19 protein-coding genes are annotated in these 19,151 nt (G+C 72.3%); 15 read left to right on the top strand and 4 right to left on the bottom strand.

Annotated features, from left to right (window positions below):
* Window positions 1-27: 27 nt before the first annotated feature.
* Entirely contained in the window at window positions 28-168 is a 141-nt protein-coding gene (locus AB0I79_RS18715; protein WP_357874222.1) for a hypothetical protein, read from the bottom strand.
* Window positions 141-794, bottom strand: coding sequence for an AAA family ATPase (locus AB0I79_RS18710; protein ID WP_357874220.1), 654 nt, complete (start codon window positions 792-794; stop codon window positions 141-143). Before AB0I79_RS18710 ends, AB0I79_RS18715 begins: the two co-directional genes overlap by 28 nt.
* A 133-nt stretch (window positions 795-927) precedes the next feature.
* On the opposite strand from AB0I79_RS18710, the gene AB0I79_RS18705 reads away from it, so the two are divergent.
* The gene (locus AB0I79_RS18705) at window positions 928-1,698 is read left to right on the top strand and encodes an enoyl-CoA hydratase-related protein (protein ID WP_357874217.1); all 771 of its coding nucleotides are present in this window, start codon (window positions 928-930) and stop codon (window positions 1,696-1,698) included.
* 47 nt (window positions 1,699-1,745) lie between these two features.
* On the opposite strand, the gene AB0I79_RS18700 is transcribed toward AB0I79_RS18705, so the two are convergent.
* Window positions 1,746-1,895, bottom strand: coding sequence for a hypothetical protein (locus AB0I79_RS18700; RefSeq protein WP_357874214.1), 150 nt, complete (start codon window positions 1,893-1,895; stop codon window positions 1,746-1,748).
* 215 nt (window positions 1,896-2,110) lie between these two features.
* On the opposite strand from AB0I79_RS18700, the gene AB0I79_RS18695 reads away from it, so the two are divergent.
* The gene (locus tag AB0I79_RS18695) at window positions 2,111-2,929 is read left to right on the top strand and encodes a MerR family transcriptional regulator (protein WP_357874211.1); all 819 of its coding nucleotides are present in this window, start codon (window positions 2,111-2,113) and stop codon (window positions 2,927-2,929) included.
* A 21-nt stretch (window positions 2,930-2,950) separates the two neighbouring features.
* Here the strand turns inward: AB0I79_RS18695 and kstD are convergent, their stop codons facing one another.
* The gene (kstD, locus tag AB0I79_RS18690) at window positions 2,951-4,723 is read right to left on the bottom strand and encodes a 3-oxosteroid 1-dehydrogenase (RefSeq protein ID WP_357874209.1); all 1,773 of its coding nucleotides are present in this window, start codon (window positions 4,721-4,723) and stop codon (window positions 2,951-2,953) included.
* A 172-nt stretch (window positions 4,724-4,895) separates the two neighbouring features.
* Between kstD and AB0I79_RS18685 the strand changes: the two genes are divergently transcribed.
* The 13 genes from AB0I79_RS18685 (at window position 4,896) to AB0I79_RS18625 (ending at window position 19,138) form a co-directional block, all read left to right on the top strand.
* Window positions 4,896-5,915: a LacI family DNA-binding transcriptional regulator gene (locus AB0I79_RS18685; protein ID WP_357874205.1), complete on the top strand. Its 1,020-nt coding sequence runs from the start codon at window positions 4,896-4,898 to the stop codon at window positions 5,913-5,915.
* Window positions 5,916-5,996: 81 nt separating this feature from the next.
* Entirely contained in the window at window positions 5,997-7,601 is a 1,605-nt protein-coding gene (locus AB0I79_RS18680) for an FAD-dependent oxidoreductase (RefSeq protein WP_357874202.1), read from the top strand.
* Window positions 7,602-7,654: 53 nt separating this feature from the next.
* A complete protein-coding gene (locus AB0I79_RS18675) occupies window positions 7,655-8,917 on the top strand; it encodes a sugar ABC transporter substrate-binding protein (protein ID WP_357874199.1) in 1,263 nt (420 codons plus the stop codon).
* Between the two features lies 1 nt (window position 8,918).
* Window positions 8,919-9,860 (top strand): sugar ABC transporter permease, encoded by a 942-nt coding sequence (locus AB0I79_RS18670; RefSeq protein ID WP_357874196.1) that lies wholly within the window; start codon window positions 8,919-8,921, stop codon window positions 9,858-9,860.
* Window positions 9,850-10,680, top strand: coding sequence for a carbohydrate ABC transporter permease (locus AB0I79_RS18665; protein WP_357874193.1), 831 nt, complete (start codon window positions 9,850-9,852; stop codon window positions 10,678-10,680). Before AB0I79_RS18670 ends, AB0I79_RS18665 begins: the two co-directional genes overlap by 11 nt.
* A gap of 2 nt (window positions 10,681-10,682) precedes the next feature.
* Window positions 10,683-12,536 carry a hypothetical protein gene (locus AB0I79_RS18660; RefSeq protein WP_357874191.1) on the top strand — a complete coding sequence of 618 codons (1,854 nt, stop codon included), beginning with the start codon at window positions 10,683-10,685 and terminating at the stop codon, window positions 12,534-12,536.
* 130 nt (window positions 12,537-12,666) lie between these two features.
* Window positions 12,667-13,272 (top strand): response regulator transcription factor, encoded by a 606-nt coding sequence (locus tag AB0I79_RS18655; RefSeq protein ID WP_357874188.1) that lies wholly within the window; start codon window positions 12,667-12,669, stop codon window positions 13,270-13,272.
* Window positions 13,273-13,508: 236 nt separating this feature from the next.
* Window positions 13,509-14,666: an MFS transporter gene (locus tag AB0I79_RS18650; RefSeq protein WP_357874186.1), complete on the top strand. Its 1,158-nt coding sequence runs from the start codon at window positions 13,509-13,511 to the stop codon at window positions 14,664-14,666.
* Between the two features lie 41 nt (window positions 14,667-14,707).
* Window positions 14,708-15,649, top strand: coding sequence for a helix-turn-helix domain-containing protein (locus tag AB0I79_RS18645; RefSeq protein WP_357874183.1), 942 nt, complete (start codon window positions 14,708-14,710; stop codon window positions 15,647-15,649).
* Window positions 15,650-15,696: 47 nt separating this feature from the next.
* Window positions 15,697-16,689 carry a hypothetical protein gene (locus AB0I79_RS18640; protein ID WP_357874180.1) on the top strand — a complete coding sequence of 331 codons (993 nt, stop codon included), beginning with the start codon at window positions 15,697-15,699 and terminating at the stop codon, window positions 16,687-16,689.
* A gap of 57 nt (window positions 16,690-16,746) precedes the next feature.
* Window positions 16,747-17,820, top strand: coding sequence for a proline-rich domain-containing protein (locus tag AB0I79_RS18635; RefSeq protein WP_357874178.1), 1,074 nt, complete (start codon window positions 16,747-16,749; stop codon window positions 17,818-17,820).
* A 37-nt stretch (window positions 17,821-17,857) separates the two neighbouring features.
* Window positions 17,858-18,514 carry a class I SAM-dependent methyltransferase gene (locus AB0I79_RS18630; RefSeq protein WP_357874175.1) on the top strand — a complete coding sequence of 219 codons (657 nt, stop codon included), beginning with the start codon at window positions 17,858-17,860 and terminating at the stop codon, window positions 18,512-18,514.
* Between the two features lie 3 nt (window positions 18,515-18,517).
* Entirely contained in the window at window positions 18,518-19,138 is a 621-nt protein-coding gene (locus AB0I79_RS18625) for an NUDIX domain-containing protein (RefSeq protein WP_357874172.1), read from the top strand.
* The last annotated feature ends 13 nt before the right edge of the window (window positions 19,139-19,151 follow it).

Below are 19,151 nucleotides of genomic sequence, written 5' to 3'. Positions count from 1 at the left end.
TCCCAGCCGCGGGGAAGGGCGCGCCCGTCATCCGGCCAGCTCATCCAGGTCACGCTGACTGCGGAGGGTTTCCGGATGGGTGTGGCCCAGGACGCGGAGTCTGCCGTCCAGTGTCGTCCGCAGTTCGTGCCTGCCGCGTTTCACGTCACCCCGCTGACACAGCAGCATGGCCAGGGTGTGACGGGTCCAGAGGGTGTCGGGGTCGTCGACGCCCAGGCGGAGCTGCTGGGCCTGGAGCACCTGCCGGTACAGGCGCTCGGCCGGGTCGTGGCGCCCAGCCGGTGCAAGACGGTCGCGTGGCTGTGCTGCAGGCCCAGCAGCGCGGGATCGTTGCGCGGCGGGCGTGCCGTCGCCGCCAGGGCTTCTTCGGCGAGCTGGTGCGCGGCGAGGACGCTCAGCTTGAGCATGCGGGTGACTGCCGTGGCCGTCACGGCGAGGTGACGGAGTTGCCTGCGGGCAGGCCTGCCCGCCAGCGTCTCCTTGACCACCCCGTCCGGTACGTCGAGGTCGTCCTGGGCGGCCCGCAACAGCAGGACGGTGAGCTGGGCGTGATCGCTCGCGTCCACCCACCAGACCAGATGCCCGGCATCGGCCAGATCGGCCGCCAGCCGCAACGCGATCGTCGTCTTCCCCGAGCCGCCCAGCCCGGCCAGCACATGAACGTGAGGATCCCGCGTACGCACCGCATCTCGTAGCTCGGCCAGCACTTCCTCCCGGCCGAGCACGCGAATGGGGAGCCTGCCCATCGGAGCCTGCGAGGTCGGGAAGGGCGCGCCCGACTCGTCCCGCTCCACCCTAGGGAAGAAGGGCGCTGCCGGTCCCCCGCCATCGACACCCTGTCGAAGGGCTGCCGCCCCCGAAGGTGGGAACAATGTGCACGTGGCCGATGGCGGTCACGCGGCCTGCGGAATCATCAGGAGCCCGCCCATGAACCTCGATCATGTACTGGTCAACCGCGACGTCGACTTCGTGACGATCACGATGAACCGGCCGCAGCGACGCAACGCCCTGTCGCTGGCACATCTGCGCGATCTGATCAACGCCTTCAGCGCCGCCGGCGACAGCGACGCCTCAGGGATCATCCTGGCCGGGGCAGGTCCCGTCTTCAGCGCCGGTCATGACTTCGCCGACGTCGCCGAAGCCGACGTGGACGGGGTGCGCACCCTCCTGGACACCTGTCTCCGCCTCATGGAGCTGATCGAATCGGTGCCGCAACCGGTCATCGCCCGGGTCCACGGCCTGGCCACCGCGGCAGGCTGCCAGCTGGTCGCCACCTGTGACCTCGCCGTCGCCGCCGACTCCGCCGGCTTCGCCGCGCCGGGAGGCAAGGGTGGCTGGTTCTGCCACACCCCGATGGTGGCCATCGCCCGCAACATCGGCCGCAAGCGCGCTGCCGAGCTGGCCTACACCGGTGACACCATCACCGCCGCGCAAGCGCTCGAATGGGGGCTGGTCAACCGGGTGGTACCCGCCGCGGATCTCGACGCCGCCGTCATCGACCTGCTCGGCCGGGCCACTCGCGGCAGCCGGGCCTCCAAGGCGCTCGGCAAGCGCACCCTCCACCAGCAGCTGTCCTTGCCCGAGGCGGAGGCCTACCAGCTCGCCACCAGGGTCATGGCCGAGTCCTCGCAGTCCGCCGCGGCTCGCGAGGGCATGTCCGCGTTCTTGAGCAAGCGCCAGCCGAAATGGAGCGACTGACGCGTCTCGCGCATGGCTCCGTGATCCCCGCCACGGGGCCCGGGGGATCAGAAGTACCGCGGGGCGGGGTCCGTGGTGGGCCAGGTCGTCACGGTGCCGATCGCCTTGCCGAGGATGGGGTCGATCGCGTCGAAGTCGGGCGTGCCCTTCTCCTCCCTCCGGTTGAAGATCGCGCAGTAGGTGACGCCGTTCTGCACGCGGCCGGGAAGCTGAACGGGCCGGGCGTCGACTGGCCAGGTCGACCGCCGAGGCGACCCAGCCGCCGTTGGCGTCCTGGTCCGGCAGGTTGAAGCCGCCGTACGGGTACGGCACGGTGGCGGCCGTGCCCGCCCGCGCGGGCCGGGCCCCGAGCGCGAGGGCGGGCACGGAGCGCGAAGGCGGGCACCGGTCCGCGCATGTCAGACTCGATGGCGTGACCGACACCGTGATGGACGATGCCGCGGGCGCCAGCGGGCTGACCGTCGGGGCCGCCGCGTCGCACGTGGGAGTCACCGTCCGCACCCTGCATCACTGGGACGCGATCGGGCTCGTCCGCCCGTCCGGGCGCACCTCCGGCGGCTACCGGCTCTACTCGGCGGCCGACGTCGCCCGCATCCACCGGGTGCTCATCTACCGCGAGCTCGGCCTGCCCCTCGACGACATCGGCGAGCTGCTCGACGCTCCGACGGTCGACATGACCGTGCCGCTGAGACAGCAGCGCGCCCAGCTCGTCGAGCGCATCTCCCGGTTGCAGGCGATGGTCGACGCGGTCGACCGCATGATCGATGCCGCGAGCGCCGGCATCCTGCTCTCCCCGGAGGAGCAGGTCGCGATCTTCGGGCAGCGCTGGGAGCCGTCATCGCTCGCGGGCGCACGTGACCGATGGGGCGACACGGCTCAATGGGCGCAGTACGCCGAGCGCGCCGCGGGCATGTCCCCCGAGGACTGGCAGCGGATCGCCGACAACCTCGCCACGCTCGAGAACGACCTGGCGGCAGCCAAGCGCGCCGGCGTCAGTCCAGGCAGCGCCGAGGCCAACGCCCTGGCCGAGCGGCACAGGGCCTCCATCGGCGCGTACTTCGACTGCACCCATGCGATGCAGGTCTGCCTGGGCAGGACGCACGCCGCCGATCCCGGCTTCACGGCCTACTACGACGCGATCGAGCCGGGCCTGACCCTCTGGCTCCGTGACATCATCGACGCCAACGCCCGCGCGCAGGGCGTCGATCCGGATTCGGCGACCTGGACCTGACGCGTCCGGCGATCGGCGGCTTCAGAGGGTGCCGGCGATGTCGTTGGCGGCCACGTAGCCGAAGGTCATGGCGGGGCCGATGGTCGAGCCGGAGCCGGCGTAGCTGTGGCCCATGACGGCCGCGCTGGCGTTGCCGGCGGCGTACAGGCCGGGGATGACCGAGCCGTCGGCGCGCAGCACGCGCGCGCGGGCGTCCGTGCGCATCCCGCCCTTGGTGCCGAGGTCCCCCGGGATGATCTTGAACGCGTAGAAGGGCGGCAGCCACAGCGGGGCCAGGCAGGGGTTCGGCTTGACCAGGGGGTCGGCGTAGTAGCGGTCGTAGGCGCTGTCGCCGCGGTGGAAGTCGAGGTCCTTGCCGGTCGTCGCGAACCCGTTGAACCGGTTGATCGTGCCGCGCAGCGCGGTCTGGGGCACGCCGATCCGCTGGGCCAGTTGCTCGATGGTCCACGCCTTGTACGCGGCCCCGCTGTCGAACCAGGCGCCGGGCAGCGGCAGCAGCGGCGCGACGTCCTTGAACAGGTACTTGTTGCGGTAGTGCTGGTCGACGATCAGCCAGGCGGGGATGTGCGGGGTGGCGGCGCTGTTGCGGTCGTACATGACGTGGACGACGTCGCTGTAGGGGGCGCCCTCGTTGACGAAGCGCACGCCGTGGCCGTTGACCAGGACGCTGCCGGGCAGCGTGCGCTCGGCCAGGCAGAAGTAGGGCTCGTCGGGGAGCGGGATGGCCGGGCCCCACCAGGCGTCGTCCATCAGGTCGAGCGCGGCGCCGGCCCGCTCGCCGGCCTCGATGCCGTCGCCGGTGTTCGCCCTGGCGCCGACGGTCCAGCTCGTGCCGATGGGCTGGCGCTGGAACTCCGCGCGCATGGCCGCGCTGTGCTCGAACCCGCCCGACCCGATGATCACGCCGCGCCGGGCCCTGATCGCGCCGGACGGCGTGATGACGCCCGTGACCCGTCCTGCTTCGCGGCTCAGGTCGAGCAGCGGGGTGTTCAGCAGCACCGGCACGCCGGCGGCGGCCAGCCCGGCCCGCAGCCCGGCGGCCAGCGACTGGCCCATGGTCAGCGGCTTCTCGCCGCGCAGCGCGGCCTCGGTGCCGCGCAGCAGGCACGCGGCGCTCACCTCCAGGCCCTTGGGGTTGACGGCGGCGAGCGTGAGCCACTTGTAGTCGGCGCTGTGGACCACCATGCCGGCGGGGGTGGGGATGTACGGGCCGTTCAGGCGGGCCAGCTCGGCGCCGAGGAGGTTGCCGTCGAGCTGGGCGGGCTCGATGGAGCGTCCGCCGGGCATGCCGCCGGGCAGCTCCGGATAGTAGTCGGAGTAGCCCTCCATGAACCGGAAGCGCAGCGGGCTGTTCCGCATCACGAACGAGATCATGGCCGGCCCCGCGGCCAGGAACGCCTGCTGCCGCTCGATCGGCACGGTGTCGCCGACGACGCGGGCGAGGTAGGCGGCGGCTTTGGCGGGGGTGTCCTGCACCCCGGCGGCGAGGATGACCTCGTTGTTCGGGATCCAGATGCCCGCGCCCGAGCGGGCGGCCGACCCGCCGAACGTCGGCGCCTTCTCGATCACGACGGTGCGCAGCCCGCGCTTGGCCGCCGCCAGTGCCGCGGTCATCCCGGCGGCGCCCGCGCCGACCACCACGACGTCGTACTCGGTCTCGGCGCGGGCGGGCGCGCCGCCCAGCGCGGCGCCCGTCACCAGCGCCCCTCCGGCGACGGCGGCGCCGCGCAGCAGCGTACGGCGGCTGGGGCCTCTGGGGTCGTGACTGCTGGTCGATCTCGCTGATCCGGCCATGCGCCCAAGCATGCGCTTGGTTGTTACGTCTGTCAACGGCGAGATCGCCCGTTTCCCGAGCCGAGACTGCTAATACCTATTACTTCAGCGATTACCCCTTGACGCCCCGCTGTGTCCGGTTCCACAATGACCGAACTAATACGCATTATCAGCGGAACGGGTGATACGTACTGTGGCTCCTTCAGGTCGGCGGCTGACGCAGCAGGACATCGCGCGCATGGCGGGTGTGAGCCAGACGACGGTGTCCCTGGTGCTCAACGGGAGGGCCGAGGGCGAGGTGCGGATCTCGCCCGAGACCCGCGAGCGGGTGCTCCAGGTGATCAGGGAGACCGGCTACGTGGCCGACCCGGCGGCGCGGCGGCTCGTCGAGCGGCGCAACCGCATCTACGGCGTGTTCACCTACGAGGCCGTCTTCCCCGCCGAGAGCGCCGACTTCTACCACCCGTTCCTGGTCGGGATCGAGGAGTGCGCGGAGGAGGCGGGCTGCGACCTGCTGCTGTTCACCAGCGCCAAGGTGGAGCAGGGCGAGCGGCGGCGCATCTTCAGCGCGGAGAGCCGGATCCGGCTGGCGGACGGATGCGTCCTGCTCGGCCGGACGATCCACCGGGACGACCTGTCCAGGCTGCTGTCGGAGGGCATCCCGTTCGTCTCGGTCGGGCGCCGCGACGACGCCGGCGGGCCGGTGCCGTACGTCGGCGCGGACTACCCGCCGGCGGTGCGCGCGCTGGTCCGGCGGGCGGCGGCGCTCGGGCACCGGCGGATGGCCTACGTCGGGTCCGGGCAGGGCGCGGAGTCCTACGCCGACCGGTTGCGCGGCTTCACCGAGGGCGTGGCCGAGGCAGGGGTCGAAGGCGTGCACCTGGCGGGCGCGGACGAGCTGTTCGGCTCCGGCCCCGCGTCCGAGGTCACCGTGGTGTTCGCCGAGGAGCTGGCGGACGGCGCGGCCATCGCCGAGGTCGCCCGCGCCCGCGGCCTGGACGTGCCGCGCGACCTGTCCATCGTCGCGCTGGGCGCGCCCACCAGGCCGGTGTCCACCGACATCGACTTCGCGGGGTTCCGCATCCCCCGGCGGGAGATGGGGCGCAGGGCCGTCGAGCTGCTCACCCAGGTGCTGGAGCACGGCGGCACCCCGCAGGAACTGCTGGCGTGCGAGCTGGTCGAGGGCTCGACGCTGGCACCACCCCGTCCGTAGTCCAGGGCGCCACCTGATCCGTAGTCCAGGGCTCGGCCTTGGCACCCCCCTGACCCGTAGTCGAGGAGAGGCAATCCCCACGTGGTTGAGATATCGGCAGACGCGCTCGTCGTCGGCGGCGGGCTGGGCGGCGTGGCCGCCGCGCTCGCCCTGCTGCGGGCGGGCCGCTCGGTGGTGCTCACCGAGGAGTACGACTGGCTGGGCGGCCAGCTCACCAGCCAGGCGGTGCCGCCGGACGAGCACACCTGGGTGGAGCGGTTCGGCGTCACGGCGAGCTATCGCGCGCTGCGCGACGGCATCCGGCGCTACTACCGCGAGCACTACCCGCTGACCGAGCGGGCGCGGGCGTGGCGCGAGCTCAACCCGGGCGCCGGGCACGTCAGCAAGCTGTGCCACGAGCCCCGGGTCGCCGTCGCGGTCATCGAGGCCATGCTGGCCCCGTACCGGGGGTCGGGGAGGCTGCGCGTGCTGCAGCCGTACCGGCCGGTCGGGGCCGAGGTGGACGGCGACCGCGTCACGGCCGTGCGGCTCGCGCACCGCGACGGGGGCGGGGAGATCACGGCCGTGGCGGCGTACGTGCTGGACGCCACCGAGACCGGCGAGCTGCTGCCCCTGACCGGGACCGAGTACGTGACCGGCTTCGAGTCCCAGGACGAGACCGGCGAGCCGAGCGCCCCCGCGACCGCGCAGCCGATGAACATGCAGGCCGTGTCCGTCTGCTTCGCGATCGACCACGTGGACGGCGACCACACGATCGACAGGCCCGCCTCGTACGACTTCTGGCGCGCCTACCAGCCGCCCTTCTGGGGCGACCGGCTGCTGTCGTGGCGCTGCCCGAGCCCGCGGACGCTGGAGATCGTGGAGCGTTCCTTCACCCCGAACCCGGGCGACGACCCCCGGCTGGTGGAGGCCGACCAGCGGGTCAACCCGGGCGACGGCAACCTGTGGACGTTCCGCAGGATCGCCGCCCGGGACAACTTCCTGCCCGGCGCGTACGGCAGCGACATCACGCTCGTCAACTGGCCGATGATCGACTACCTGGAGGGGCCGGTCATCGACGTGCCGGACGCCGACCGGCACCTCCAGGCGGCCCGCGAGCTGTCCCTGTCGGTGCTGTACTGGCTGCAGACCGAGGCGCCCCGCCACGACGGCGGCACCGGCTACACCGGCCTGCGGCTGCGCGGCGACGTCACGGGCGGCGCCGACGGGCTCGCCCAGGCCCCCTACATCCGCGAGTCCCGGCGCGTCCGGGCCCTGACCACCGTCACCGAGCAGGACCTGTCCGTGGCGGTACGCGGCGACAAGGGCGCCGTCTCCTATCACGACTCCGTGGGCGTGGGCATGTACCGCATCGACCTGCACCCCTCGACCGGCGGCGACAACTACATCGACGTCGCCTGCTCCCCGTTCGAGATCCCTCTCGGGGCGCTGATCCCGCAGCGGACGGCCAATCTGCTGCCCGCCTGCAAGAACATCGGCACCACCCACATCACCAACGGCGCCTACCGCCTGCACCCGGTGGAGTGGAACGTCGGCGAGGCGGCCGGCGCGCTCGCCGCCTTCTGCCTGGACCGCGCGACCACGCCGCACGCCGTGCAGGCGGACGGGCGGTTGCTGGCCGACTACCAGCATCGGCTCGTCCGCGACGGCGTGGAGCTGCGCTGGCCCGACGTCACCGGTTACTGACGCCGTCGTCGACTTGGTGACGCCGTCATCGACGCCAGAAGGAGAAACCCCCCATGAAAGCATCCGGGAAGCTGGCGGCACTCTCGCTGACCGCCCTCCTCGCCGTCACCGCCTGCGGCGGCGGCGACGCCGGGACGGCCGCGCAGGGCCCGCAGCCGTTGCGCATGTCGATCTGGACCTCCAACGAGGCCCACCTGAAGCTGTTCAACGAGATCGCCGCCGAGTACCGCAAGTCCCACCCGCAGGTCGGCGCGATCACCTTCGACCCGATCCCGTTCGAGAACTACACGACCACGCTGACCACGCAGATCGCCGGCGGCAACCCGCCCGACCTGGCGTGGATCATGGAGAACTCCGCGCCCGACTTCGTCGGCTCGGGCGCTCTCGTCCCGCTCAAGAGCAGGATCGAGAACGTCGGCGAGCTGGTCCCGGCCGCCACCCGGCTGTGGGAGCGCGACGGGGAGCTGTACGCCTACCCGTTCTCCACCTCGCCCTTCGGCGTCTTCGTCAACACCGACCTGGTCAAGGCCGCGGGCCAGAAGGCGCCGAGGGACTTGATGAAGGCCGGCCAGTGGGACTGGGAGCACGCCAACGAGATCAACAAGGCCGTCGCGGCGAAGGGGAAGAACGGTCTGACCATCCTCAACTTCGACTACAAGGCCTGGGACAACCTCGCCACCGTCTGGCAGGGCTGGGGCGCCAAGGCGTGGAGCGACGACGGCGGCACCTGCCAGTTCAACGCGCCCGAGATGGTCGAGGCCATGACGTTCATGCACAAGGCGATCTTCACCGACAAGTCGATGCCCGGCCCCGGCACCGCCGTCGACTTCTTCTCCGGGGACACCGCGATGGCCGTGGCCCAGATCTCGCGCGCCGCCATGCTGGAGGACGCGACCTTCAAGTGGGACCTGGTGCCGCTGCCCGCCGGGCCGAAGGGCGAGTACGCGGTCATCGGCCAGGCCGGGATCGGGGTGCTGAAGAAGTCGCCGAGGGCCGAGCAGGCCACCGACTTCCTGGCCTACTTCGCCAACGCCGCCAACTCCGCCAAGCTCGCCGCGTACTTCCCGCCCGCGCGTGGCTCGCTGCTGACCGCCGGCACCATGGCCAAGACCAGCCCCATGCTGAACGGCGACCAGCTCCAGGAGGTCGTGATCGACGGCATCGAGAAGGGCGTGGTCAAGCCCAGCCACACCGGGCAGGCCGAGCTCGCCCAGACCGCCAGGGCCGCCCTCGACCCGCTGTGGAAGCCGGACGCCGACGTCAAGGCGGTGCTGGACGGCGTGTGCGCGAAGATCCAGCCGCTGCTGGGGGGATGACGTGGCGGCGACGAACCTGCGTGACCGGGTGGCGGTGCGCGCCGCCACCCGGCCCCGCCCCTTCTGGACCATCCCCCGCCGCGACGCCCTCGTCGGCTACCTGCTGATCTCGCCGCAGCTCGCGGGCAGCGCGCTGTTCGTCCTGCTACCGCTCGGCCTGGTCGTCTACTACAGCCTCCAGGAGTGGAACGTGCTGGCGGGCACGTTCGACTACGTCGGCGGGGAGAACTACGCCAAGCTGCTCGCCGACCCGAACATGGGGCAGGTGCTGACCAGCACCGCGCTCTTCTCGGCCGGCCTGGTCGTGCTCAACCTCGCCCTCGCGCTCACCCTGGCCGTCCTGCTGAACCAGCGGCTGGGCGGCACCACGTTCTTCCGCACGCTGTTCTTCTCGCCGGTGCTGGTGTCGCTGGTCGCCTGGACGATCGTGTGGCAGTTCCTGCTCCAGCAGGACGGCGGCGTCAACGGGCTGCTCGGCGTGGCGGGCGTGGAAGGGCCCAACTGGCTGCGCGGCGAGGGCACGGCCCTGCTGTCGGTCGTCGTGGTCCAGGTCGTCAAGAACGTCGGGCTCAACATGGTCCTGTTCCTGGCGGCGCTCCAGGGGGTGCCGCGCCAGCTCTACGAGGCCGCGCAGCTCGACGGCGCCGGCGCCCGGACCCGGTTCCTGCGCATCACGGTGCCGCTGATCAGCCCCACCATCCTGCTCACCTCGATCATCACCGTGGTCGGGTCGCTGCAGGTGTTCGCCCAGATCGCCGTGCTCACCCAGGGCGGGCCCGGCATGTCCACCACGGTCCTCGTCTACTACCTGTACCAGCAGGCCTTCCAGTTCCGGCACCTCGGCTACGGCGCCACCCTGTCGGTCCTGCTGTTCCTGATCGTCGCGGCGCTGACGCTGCTGCAGTGGCGGCTGCGCCGGAAGTGGGTCTTCCATGAGTCGTAGGGTCAAGCTCGCGCTGTACGCGCTGCTGTGCGTGCTGTGCGTGCCGTTCGTCTTCCCGACCTGGTGGATGGTCACCTCGTCGGTGAAGCCGATCAGCGACATCTTCGCCTTCCCGCCCGCGCTGCTGCCGTCGAGGTTCGACTTCTCCACCTACGGCCGGGTCTTCGAGCTGCAGCCGTTCGGGCAGCAGTACCTCAACAGCCTCTACATCGCGGCGGTGGTGACCGCCGGCACGATGGCGGTGGCCGCGATGGCCGGCTACGCGTTCGCCCGCATCCGCTTCCCCGGCCAGAACGTGCTCTTCCTGGTCGTGCTCGTCGGCCTGCTCATCCCCAGCGAGGTGACGATCGTCCCGCTGTTCCAGATGTTCCACGCGGCGGGGCTGACCGACACGCACTGGCCGCTGATCCTGGTGCCGATCCTGGGCGCGCCCAGCGTGCTGGCGACGTTCATCATGCGGCAGTTCTTCATCACGCTGCCCGGCGAGCTGGAGGAGGCCGCCAGGGTCGACGGGCTCGGCCGCTTCGGCACCTTCTACCGCGTCGCGCTGCCGCTGGCCAGGCCCGCGCTCGGCGCCGTCGCCATCTTCACGTTCCTGCACTCGTGGAACCTCTACCTGGAACCCATCGTGTTCCTGTCGACCCCGTCGAAGTTCACCCTGCCGCAGGCGCTCACCCAGTTCGTCGACGCCTACGGCTCGCCCCTGTGGAACGTGCAGCTGTCCGCCGCCACGATGACCGCCCTGCCCATCCTGGTCGTCTTCGTGCTGGCCCAGCGGCAGTTCATCGAGGGGCTCGCGCACACCGGTCTGAAAGGCTGACCATGCTCTCTCGCCGCACCCTCCTCCGCGCCGCGGCCCTGCTCCCGGCCGTCCCCGTGCTCGCGCCCGGCACCGCCCACGCCGGCATCCCCTCCTTGCCGCCCGTGGACCGCGGGCTGTTCGCCCCCCACGAGCAGCGCTTCGCGCCGTACCTGGCCACCCTCGCGCCCATGGTCAACGACATGGACGACAGCGGCTTCTTCGCCGGCGGCTGGTGGCGCAACCCGGCGGCGCCGTACAACGCCCGCGTGCAGGAGCACGTCTTCACGCTGGCCTGGTTCCACGCCAACGCCCGCGTGTGGAACCCGTACGCGGGGGACGCGGGGCTGCTGGCCGCGCTCGACGCGGCGCTCGGCCACTACCTGTCGCTGCAGCACGCCGACGGCTCCTTCCCCGAGTACAGCCGGGGCCAGCACGGCCTGGCGCCCACCGGGTTCGGCATCGGCTACCTGGCCAAGACCCTGAGCATCCTGCGCGCGAGCGGGGCGCTGCCCGCACGGCAGGCACAGCTCACCGCCGCGCTGCGGACGGCCATGACGTGGTTCCTCGACGCCGGCAACGCGACCGTCTGGCAGGAGCGCCTCACCTGGTCGAACCAGACCGCCTCGGGCCTGGCCGGGTCCTCGGTCGCGCTCCGGCTCGACCCCGACCCCGCGCTCTCCACCCGCCTGACCGAGGCTTTCGCCAGGATCGCCACGACCGGCCTGAGCTCCGCCGGCTTCTTCCACGAGGAGGGCGGCCACGACATGAACTACAACTTCGAGGTCATGCTCCCCGAGCTGGCCGACGCCTACCACCACAACCCCGACCCGCACCTGGTGGACATGGCCCGCGCGTTCACCGGCTTCCTGTCCTACAACCTGCTGCGCGAGCCGGACGGCGCCGGATACCTGGTCAACGTCGCCCCCTCCACCCGTACCAGCACCCGCTGGTACGACGAGGTCAGGCCCGACCCCGACAGGACCGCGCTCAACTGGACCTTCACCCGCCAGGTGCCGCTGCTGTCGGCGTTCATGACCGCCCGCGAGGACCTGGCCCAGGCCCGCGCCGCCTGGGCCGCGTCCGCCGAGCCTGTGACGCCGCTCGCCAAGCAGGACACCTCCCCGCGCATCCTCACCCACGGCCTGCTCGGCGAGCGCTTCCCCAGCAGGCGGCAGCGGGCCGCCGCCATCGCGGACCTGCCCTACCTGCGCTCGTCCGACTTCGTCGAGCTGCGCAGCGACCGCGGCCAGGACTTCCTGTACGTCCGCAAGCCCGGCCTGTACCTGGGCGGCTACTTCGGCGACCGCGCCTCCCGCGCCCGCACGGGGCTGACCTTCCTGTGGCATCCCGAGGCCGGCACGATCATCTGCGGGCTCAACGACAACAACCACGCCTGCTGGTCCACCGTCTTCCCCGGCCAGGTCCCCGACTCCGGCGGTCCCCTGCCGGCCACCTACTTCCGCGGCGCCCCCGGTGGCGGCGAGTGGACCGGCGGCCCGGCGCCCGCCGCCTTCGGCATCCGGTACGGCAACGCGAACGTCACCACGGACGTGCTGATCACCCGCCGGACGGTCCGGCGCACGGTCACGGCGAACGCCGCCGCCACCGAGCAGATCCCCCTGGTACTGCGGCCCGACGACGTCCTCACCTTCACCGACGGCACGCGTGCCGCGTTCGGCGGCTCGACCACCGCCACCGCCGACGGCTTCGACGTGCGCCGGGGCCGCACCACGATCCGCTTCCGCTGGGGCGCCCCCTCGCAGGCGACCGTCGCGGCCGGCACCGTGCGCTACTTCCGCGACGGCTCCCGCCGCTTCCACGCGCTCCGCATCCCGCACCAGGGCAGGTTCGAGCTCACGGTCATCATGGGGTGACGGGCTCCCGGCCCGCGCGCCACCCTGTCCTCGTGGCTGTCTCCCGCGGAGCTCGGTGGCCGGTGCCGCCCGCCGGTGGGGCGCCGGCGGGCGGCCGATATTTTTCCGGCGGGACGATCGGGGGGACGACGTGATCAGAGTGCTCATCGCGGAGGACATGCACATCCTTCGTGAGGCATTGGTCGAGCTGCTGGCGTTCGAGGACGACATCGAGGTGGTGGCCGGGGTCGCCACCGGGCCGGAGATCGTGCCCGCGGCGCTGGCGCACCGCCCCGACGTGGCCGTCATCGACATCGACCTGCCCGGGCAGGACGGCATCGCGGCGGCGGCCGAGCTGCGCCAGGCGCTGCCCGGGTGCCGGGTCCTGATCCTGACGGCGCTGACCAAGCCGGGCGTGCTGCGCAGGGCCCTGGGCGCGCAGGTCGCCGGGTTCGTGCCGAAGGACATCCGTCCGGCCGAGCTCGCCGCGGCGATCAGGACCGTGGCAGCCGGCGGGCGGGCGGTGGACCCGGCGCTCGCGCTCGTGGCGCTGGAGACGCCGGAGAGCCCGCTCAGCCGGCGCGAGACCGAGGTGCTGCGGCTGTCGGCCACGGGGGCGCAGCCCGCCGAGATCGCCGAGCGGCTGTTCCTGACCTACGGCACCGTGCGCAACTACCTGACCTCAGCCGTGACCAAGCTGGGCGCGCGCAACCGGGTCGACGCCATCCGGATCGCCACCGAGTCCGGCTGGATCTAGGACGGCCACCGCGGACCTGCCGCGCCGGAGTGGACCCGTGCAAAATGCATATCCGGCCGGTTACCCGCGCACTATCCGCCCCTTCCGGCCCCCTGCCACCATCTGGGGGAACCCCAAGATCCCTCGAACGGCCGTCGCCGCGCGCCCGCCACCGTGCCCCTCGTCCAGGCCTCGTGACGATGCCGGCCGTACGCAGAAACGAACCGGAGAGTCTTGACGTGCACCCCTCCCCGACCATGAGCCGCACCCGTGGCAACCTGGCTCTGGTCTCGTTGTTCCTCGCCACGTTCGTCCTGGGCAGCACCGAGCTGGTGATCGTCGGCGTGCTGGACCTCATCGCCGCGGACACCGGCGTGACGGTCGGCACGGCAGGTGTCCTGGTCACCGCCTACGCCCTGGGCCTGTGCCTCGGCGGGCCGCTGCTGACCGCCGTGAGCATCCGCCTGGACCGGCGGACCCTCATGTGGGCCTCCATGCTGGCCTTCCTGCTCGCCACGCTGACCATGGTCACGACGGCCGGGTTCGAGCTGCTGCTCGTGGCCAGGGCGGTGGCCGGGTCGCTGCACGGCGCGTTCGTGGGGGCGGCCTTCGCCGCGGTGGGCTCGATCGTGCCCGCCGAGCGCATGGGGCGGGCCATCGCGGTGGTGCTCGGCGGGATCGCCGTCTCCACCGCCATGGGGGTGCCCATCGGCACGCTGGTGGGCCGGGCGCTCGGCTGGCGCGGATCGTTCGTCGTGATCGTCGCCGTGGGCGTGGTCGTCCTGGCCGGTCTGTTGCTCGCGATGCCCTCCGTCGCCCCGGCCGCCGACGCGCCGGGGCTGCGCGATCAGGCCCGGTCCGCGTTCGCGCCGCGCGTCCTGGCCATGCTCGGGGTCGGGGTGCTGCTGCTGGGTGGGCAGTTCACCGTCTTCACCTACATCACCCCCTTCCTGCTGGAGATGACCGGCATCTCGGACGGCGCCGTGAGCGGGTTCCTGCTCGCGTACGGCGTGGCCACGGCGATCGGCACGTTCGCCGGCGGCTGGGCGGCCGACCGGGACGCCTCCCGCGCCTTGCTGGTGGCCAACGTGGTGCTGGTGCTGTCGCTGGGCCTGCTCCACCTGACCGGGACCATCCCGGCCCTGGCCGCGGTGGCGCTGCTGGCGTGGGGGCTGGTCGGGTTCGGGCTGGTGCCGGCGTTGCAGTACCGGGTGGCGTCGCTGGCCGGCCCGGCGCGCGACCTGGCCGCCAGCCTGCCCGCCTCCGCGGTCAACGCCGGGATCGCGGCGGGGGCGCTGCTCGGCGGCTGGGCCCTGACCGGCGGCGGCCTGCCGGCTGTCATCGTCGTCGGGTTGCTGATGTGCCTGGCGTGCGTGCCGCTGACCTGGCTGACCGGACGGTGGGCCGGCCGCTGACCGCCGGAGAGGGCGGGCGGGCGGCCAGGTAGGTTGCGGCCATGCACACCGTCGCCGTACTGGCGCTCGACCAGGTGATCCCGTTCGACCTGTCCGTCCCGATCGAGGCCTTCACCCGCACGCGGCTGCCCGGCGGGCGTCCCGGCTACCGGACCCGGGTGTGCGGCGAGCGGTCCGAGGTCAGCGCGGGCGCGTTCACGATAGGCGTGCCCTGGGGGCTGGACGAGCTGGAGGGAGCGGACACGATCATCGTGCCGGGCACCTCGGACCCGTTCGCGCCGCTGCCCGGCGCCGTCCGCGACGCCCTGCGCGCGGCGGCCGCGAACGGCGCCCGCATCGCCTCCATCTGCTCGGGCGCCTTCCCGCTGGCCGCCACCGGGCTGCTGGACGGCCAGCGGGTGACCACCCACTGGATCCTGGCCGAGCGGCTGGCCGCCGCCCATCCGCGGCTGGAGGTCGCCCCCGACGTCCTGTACGTGGACAACGGCCAGTTCCTCACCTCGGCCGGCGCCGCCGCCGGGCTCGACCTGTGCCTGCACCTGATCCGCCGCGACTACGGCTCGGCCGTCGCCGCCGACGCCGCCCGCCTGTCCGTCATGCCGCTGGAGCGGGAGGGCGGGCAGGCCCAGTTCATCGTCCACGACCACCCGGCCGTCCCGCGCGGCTCGGAGCTGGAGCCGCTGCTCGCCTGGCTGCAGGACAACCTCGCCGGCAGCCTGACCCTCGACGGCATCGCCGCCCACGCCGGCATGAGCACGCGCACGCTGATCCGCCGCTTCCGCGAGCAGACCGGCACCACCCCGCTGCAGTGGCTGCACCGCGCCCGGATCCGGCAGGCCCAGCATCTCCTCGAGACCACCCGGCACCCAGTCGAGCGCATCGGCGCCCAGGTCGGCTTCGGCTCGCCCACCGCCTTCCGCGACCGCTTCAAGAGGACGACCGGCGTGAGCCCCAACAGCTACCGGCGCGCGTTCGGCTCCTGAGCACTCAGGGAGATGCCCGCCCCGGCCGATCACGATCGACTGTTGTCATGACAGGCAGACTCGTGATGGCAGCGATGCTGGTCGTCGCCGCGTTCGCCGTCGCGCCCCAGGCAGCGGCGGCACGATCGGCGTGCACCTGGCGGATGCAGGCGCTCCAGGCACCCGCCGGCGCGACGCAGCACCAGGTCGACGCCACCGACCACAACGGCGGCTACTCCGGCAGGGCCTACTTCCCCGACACCGGCTGGCGGATCGTCTACTGGAAGGACGGCCGGGTCATCGACTACGGGTCTACCGGCCATGGCACCGACCGGGTCGTGGGCCAGAACAGCAGCGGGACCATCGCGGGAACGTCCGTGACGGGCCTGTGGGGAGCGTCCGCGATCTCCTTCCGTATCCGCGACGGCAGGCGGGAGATCCTGCCCCCGCTGCCCGGCGCGGAGACGAGCAGCAGGGCCATCGGGATCACCGAGAGCGGCGACGTCTACGGCCACGCCACGGTCTGGCAGGGCACGAGCACCGTGGCCGTGGTGGTGCGCTGGCCGCACGACCGGCCCGGCGTCGTCGAGCCGGTGCCGGACATGCCCGCGGGCATGCAGGTGATCGACGTGGACCACGACGGCACCTTGCTGGTGGGGACGGACTCGACCTATCCGTGGCCGCACCTGTGGCGCGACGGCCGGCTCACCCGCCTGCCGGAGGCGCCGGACATGCAGCACGGATACGCCCGGGTCGTCGCCGACGGGCTGGTGGCCGGGTCGCTCCGGCTGGGCTCCGAGCCGAACCGGCCGGCGTACTGGGACCGGAACGGGCAGCCGCACGTGCTGCCCCAGAGCGCGCTGGCGGCGCACATCAACAGGAACGGGCTCATCGTCAGCTCCCTGACGTCCACGCCGTTCCAGGTCTGGCGGTTCGGAACGCTGGTGGGCCAGCTCGGCGACGCCACCTCCGTCACGACGATCGGGGACGACGACACCATCGGCGGTACGACGCGCGGCCAGAACGCCTTGCCGGCCGCGGCCGTCTGGCGGTGTGCATGAGATCGTAATTGTGGGGCGGTTGGGGTATGTGGTGGTGGTGTGTCCCACAATGGGGTGATGGCATACCCTCCGCAGCCCCCTCCCCAAGGGCCCTGGGGGCCTCAGGGGCACCAAGGGTACGGGCCGCCGCCACCAGCCCAGGGTGCCCCCGGCTACGGCCCCCCTCAGGCCCCCGGACAGGGCCGGCCCGGCTACGGGCCACCCCAGGGCCGGCCCGATCACGGGCAGGGCCAGGGCCCGTACGGCAACCAGGCCGGGCCACCCCCTGGCCAGTACGGCAACCAGGCAGGCCCGCCACCCACCCAATACGGCAACCAGGGCGGCCCGCCACCCGGCCAGTACGGCAACCAGGGCGGGCCGCCGCCGCCCTATGGCCCTCCGCCAGGCAACCGCAACAACCCCGTGCTCATCGGCGTGATCGTCGCCCTGTCGGCGCTCCTCCTGCTCGGGGGCGGCGCCTTCGGCGCGTACGCCTACCTCAACTCCTCAGGCGGCCCCGCGGCCACCCCCATCGCCCAGCCGAGCACCCCGCCGGCGTCCGCACCACCCTCGTCCCCCGCACCGTCGTCCCCCGCGCCGTCGTCCCCGGCGCCGTCGCCCACGCCGACCGAGTCCCCCGAGCCGTCCAGCACGCCCAGCGACAACTCGAAGGGACCGCTCGACCACACCGAGTTCGGCAACTGGAACTACTCCTTGAAGGGGGAGAAGTACGCGGCGCGCAAGGTCGGCGGCTGGACGTACGACTCGTGCGACCCGCTGGACGCCGAGGGCGTGATGGCCGACAACAACTGCGAGAGCGCCATCCAGCTCGCCTACACCGCCTACGGCGGGAACCTCAGGGCGGTGCAGATCGTGCTGCAGTTCCCCGGCACCGGCGACGCCAAGAAGACCGCGAACCAGCTCAAGAACAGCGCCGACAGGAAGGTGGCCTGGCGCAGGGGCAGCGCTCACAGCAGGTACGCCTACGGCGCGATCTACTCGGGCGCGTACCTGAACTACGTGGTCGTCACGGTCGTCACCACCAACGAGTCGGCCAAGCCCAAGGCCAGGAAGTTCCACACCGCCATGCAGACGGACCGCGGCGTCTACTTCTTCCTGGGCCGCCAGGACGAACGGGTCGTCACGAGTTAGCCGCGGCTGTCAGTCGACGGGGCTATCGTCCATGGCCGTGACCGAATCTTCCTACCTCCATGAGACCCGGGTGGCCTACGACACCGTCGCCGCCGACTACGCCGAGCTTCTCCGTGACGAGCTGGACACCAAGCCGCTGGACCGCGCCATGCTGGCGGCGTTCGCCGAGCTCGTGCGGGACGCCGGGGAGGTCGCCGATCTCGGCTGCGGTCCCGGCCGCGTCACGGCGCACCTGCGGGCTCTGGGGGTGAACGCCTTCGGCGTCGACCTGTCGCCGGAGATGATCGCCGTCGCCCGCCGGAGCCACCCGGGGCTGCGGTTCGACGTGGGGTCGATGACCGCTCTGGACCTGGCGGACGAGGCCGTCGGCGGCGCGGTGCTGTGGTACTCCACCGTGCACACGCCGCCGGAGCTGCTGCCGACGGTGTTCGCCGAGGCCCATCGGGTGCTGGCTCCGGGTGGTCACCTGCTGATCGCGTTCAAGGTGGGTGACCAGCGTCGTCACCTGAGCAGGGGTTACGGTCACGAGTTGTCGCTCGACGTCTACTGGAATCCTCCCGAGCAGATCGCCGAGCTGCTGGGCAAGGCCGGGCTGGTCGTGGACGCCCGGCTGATCCGCGAGCCCGACGCGAGCGAGCGGCCACGGTCGGGCCCGCAGGGGTTCTTCCTGGCGTACAAGCCCGGCCGGAACTGATCGATGTCACTCGCCGATCAGCCCCGGACGCTGATCCGCGCCCTGGTCGAGGGGGTCTCCCCGCACGACGACCGGGAGGCCGCGGACCGCCGGTGGACGCTGGACTGGGTGGACTCGGGAGCGCCGCTGTTCCGGGTGGCCAAGCCGGCGACGCCGCCGTGGCACCTCGTCGTGTACGCCGCCCTGGTGGACCGGGACCGCGCCTCGATGATGCTCGTCGACCACCGGAAGGCCAGGGCGTGGCTGCCGCCCGGCGGGCACGTCGACCCCGGCGAGGATCCGCGCCGGACGGTGCTGCGTGAGGTGGACGAGGAGCTGGGCATCGCCGGGCGCTTCCACCCGGTGCTCGGCTCCGCTCCGTTCTTCCTCACCGTGACGCGGACGCGCGGGGCGGATCAGCACACCGATGTGACGCTCTGGTTCGTGCTGGAGGGGGATCAGCAGGCGCCGATCACGCCCGACCTCGCCGAGTTCGCCGAGGTGCGCTGGTTCGCCCTGGACGACGGCGCGCGCTGGGCGCCGGATCGGTTCGATCCGGCGATGTCGCGCTTCGTGGCGAAGCTGGCGGCGGGCGCGTTCGTGCCCGGCTCCGGCGGGACGGAAGCAGGCGGGCGGCGCCCCTGAGCGCGGCTGCGGG

The organism is Nonomuraea sp. NPDC050202 (genome assembly GCF_040656115.1).
Taxonomy (GTDB): domain Bacteria; phylum Actinomycetota; class Actinomycetes; order Streptosporangiales; family Streptosporangiaceae; genus Nonomuraea.
This window is presented reverse-complemented; position numbering and strand designations above follow the sequence as displayed.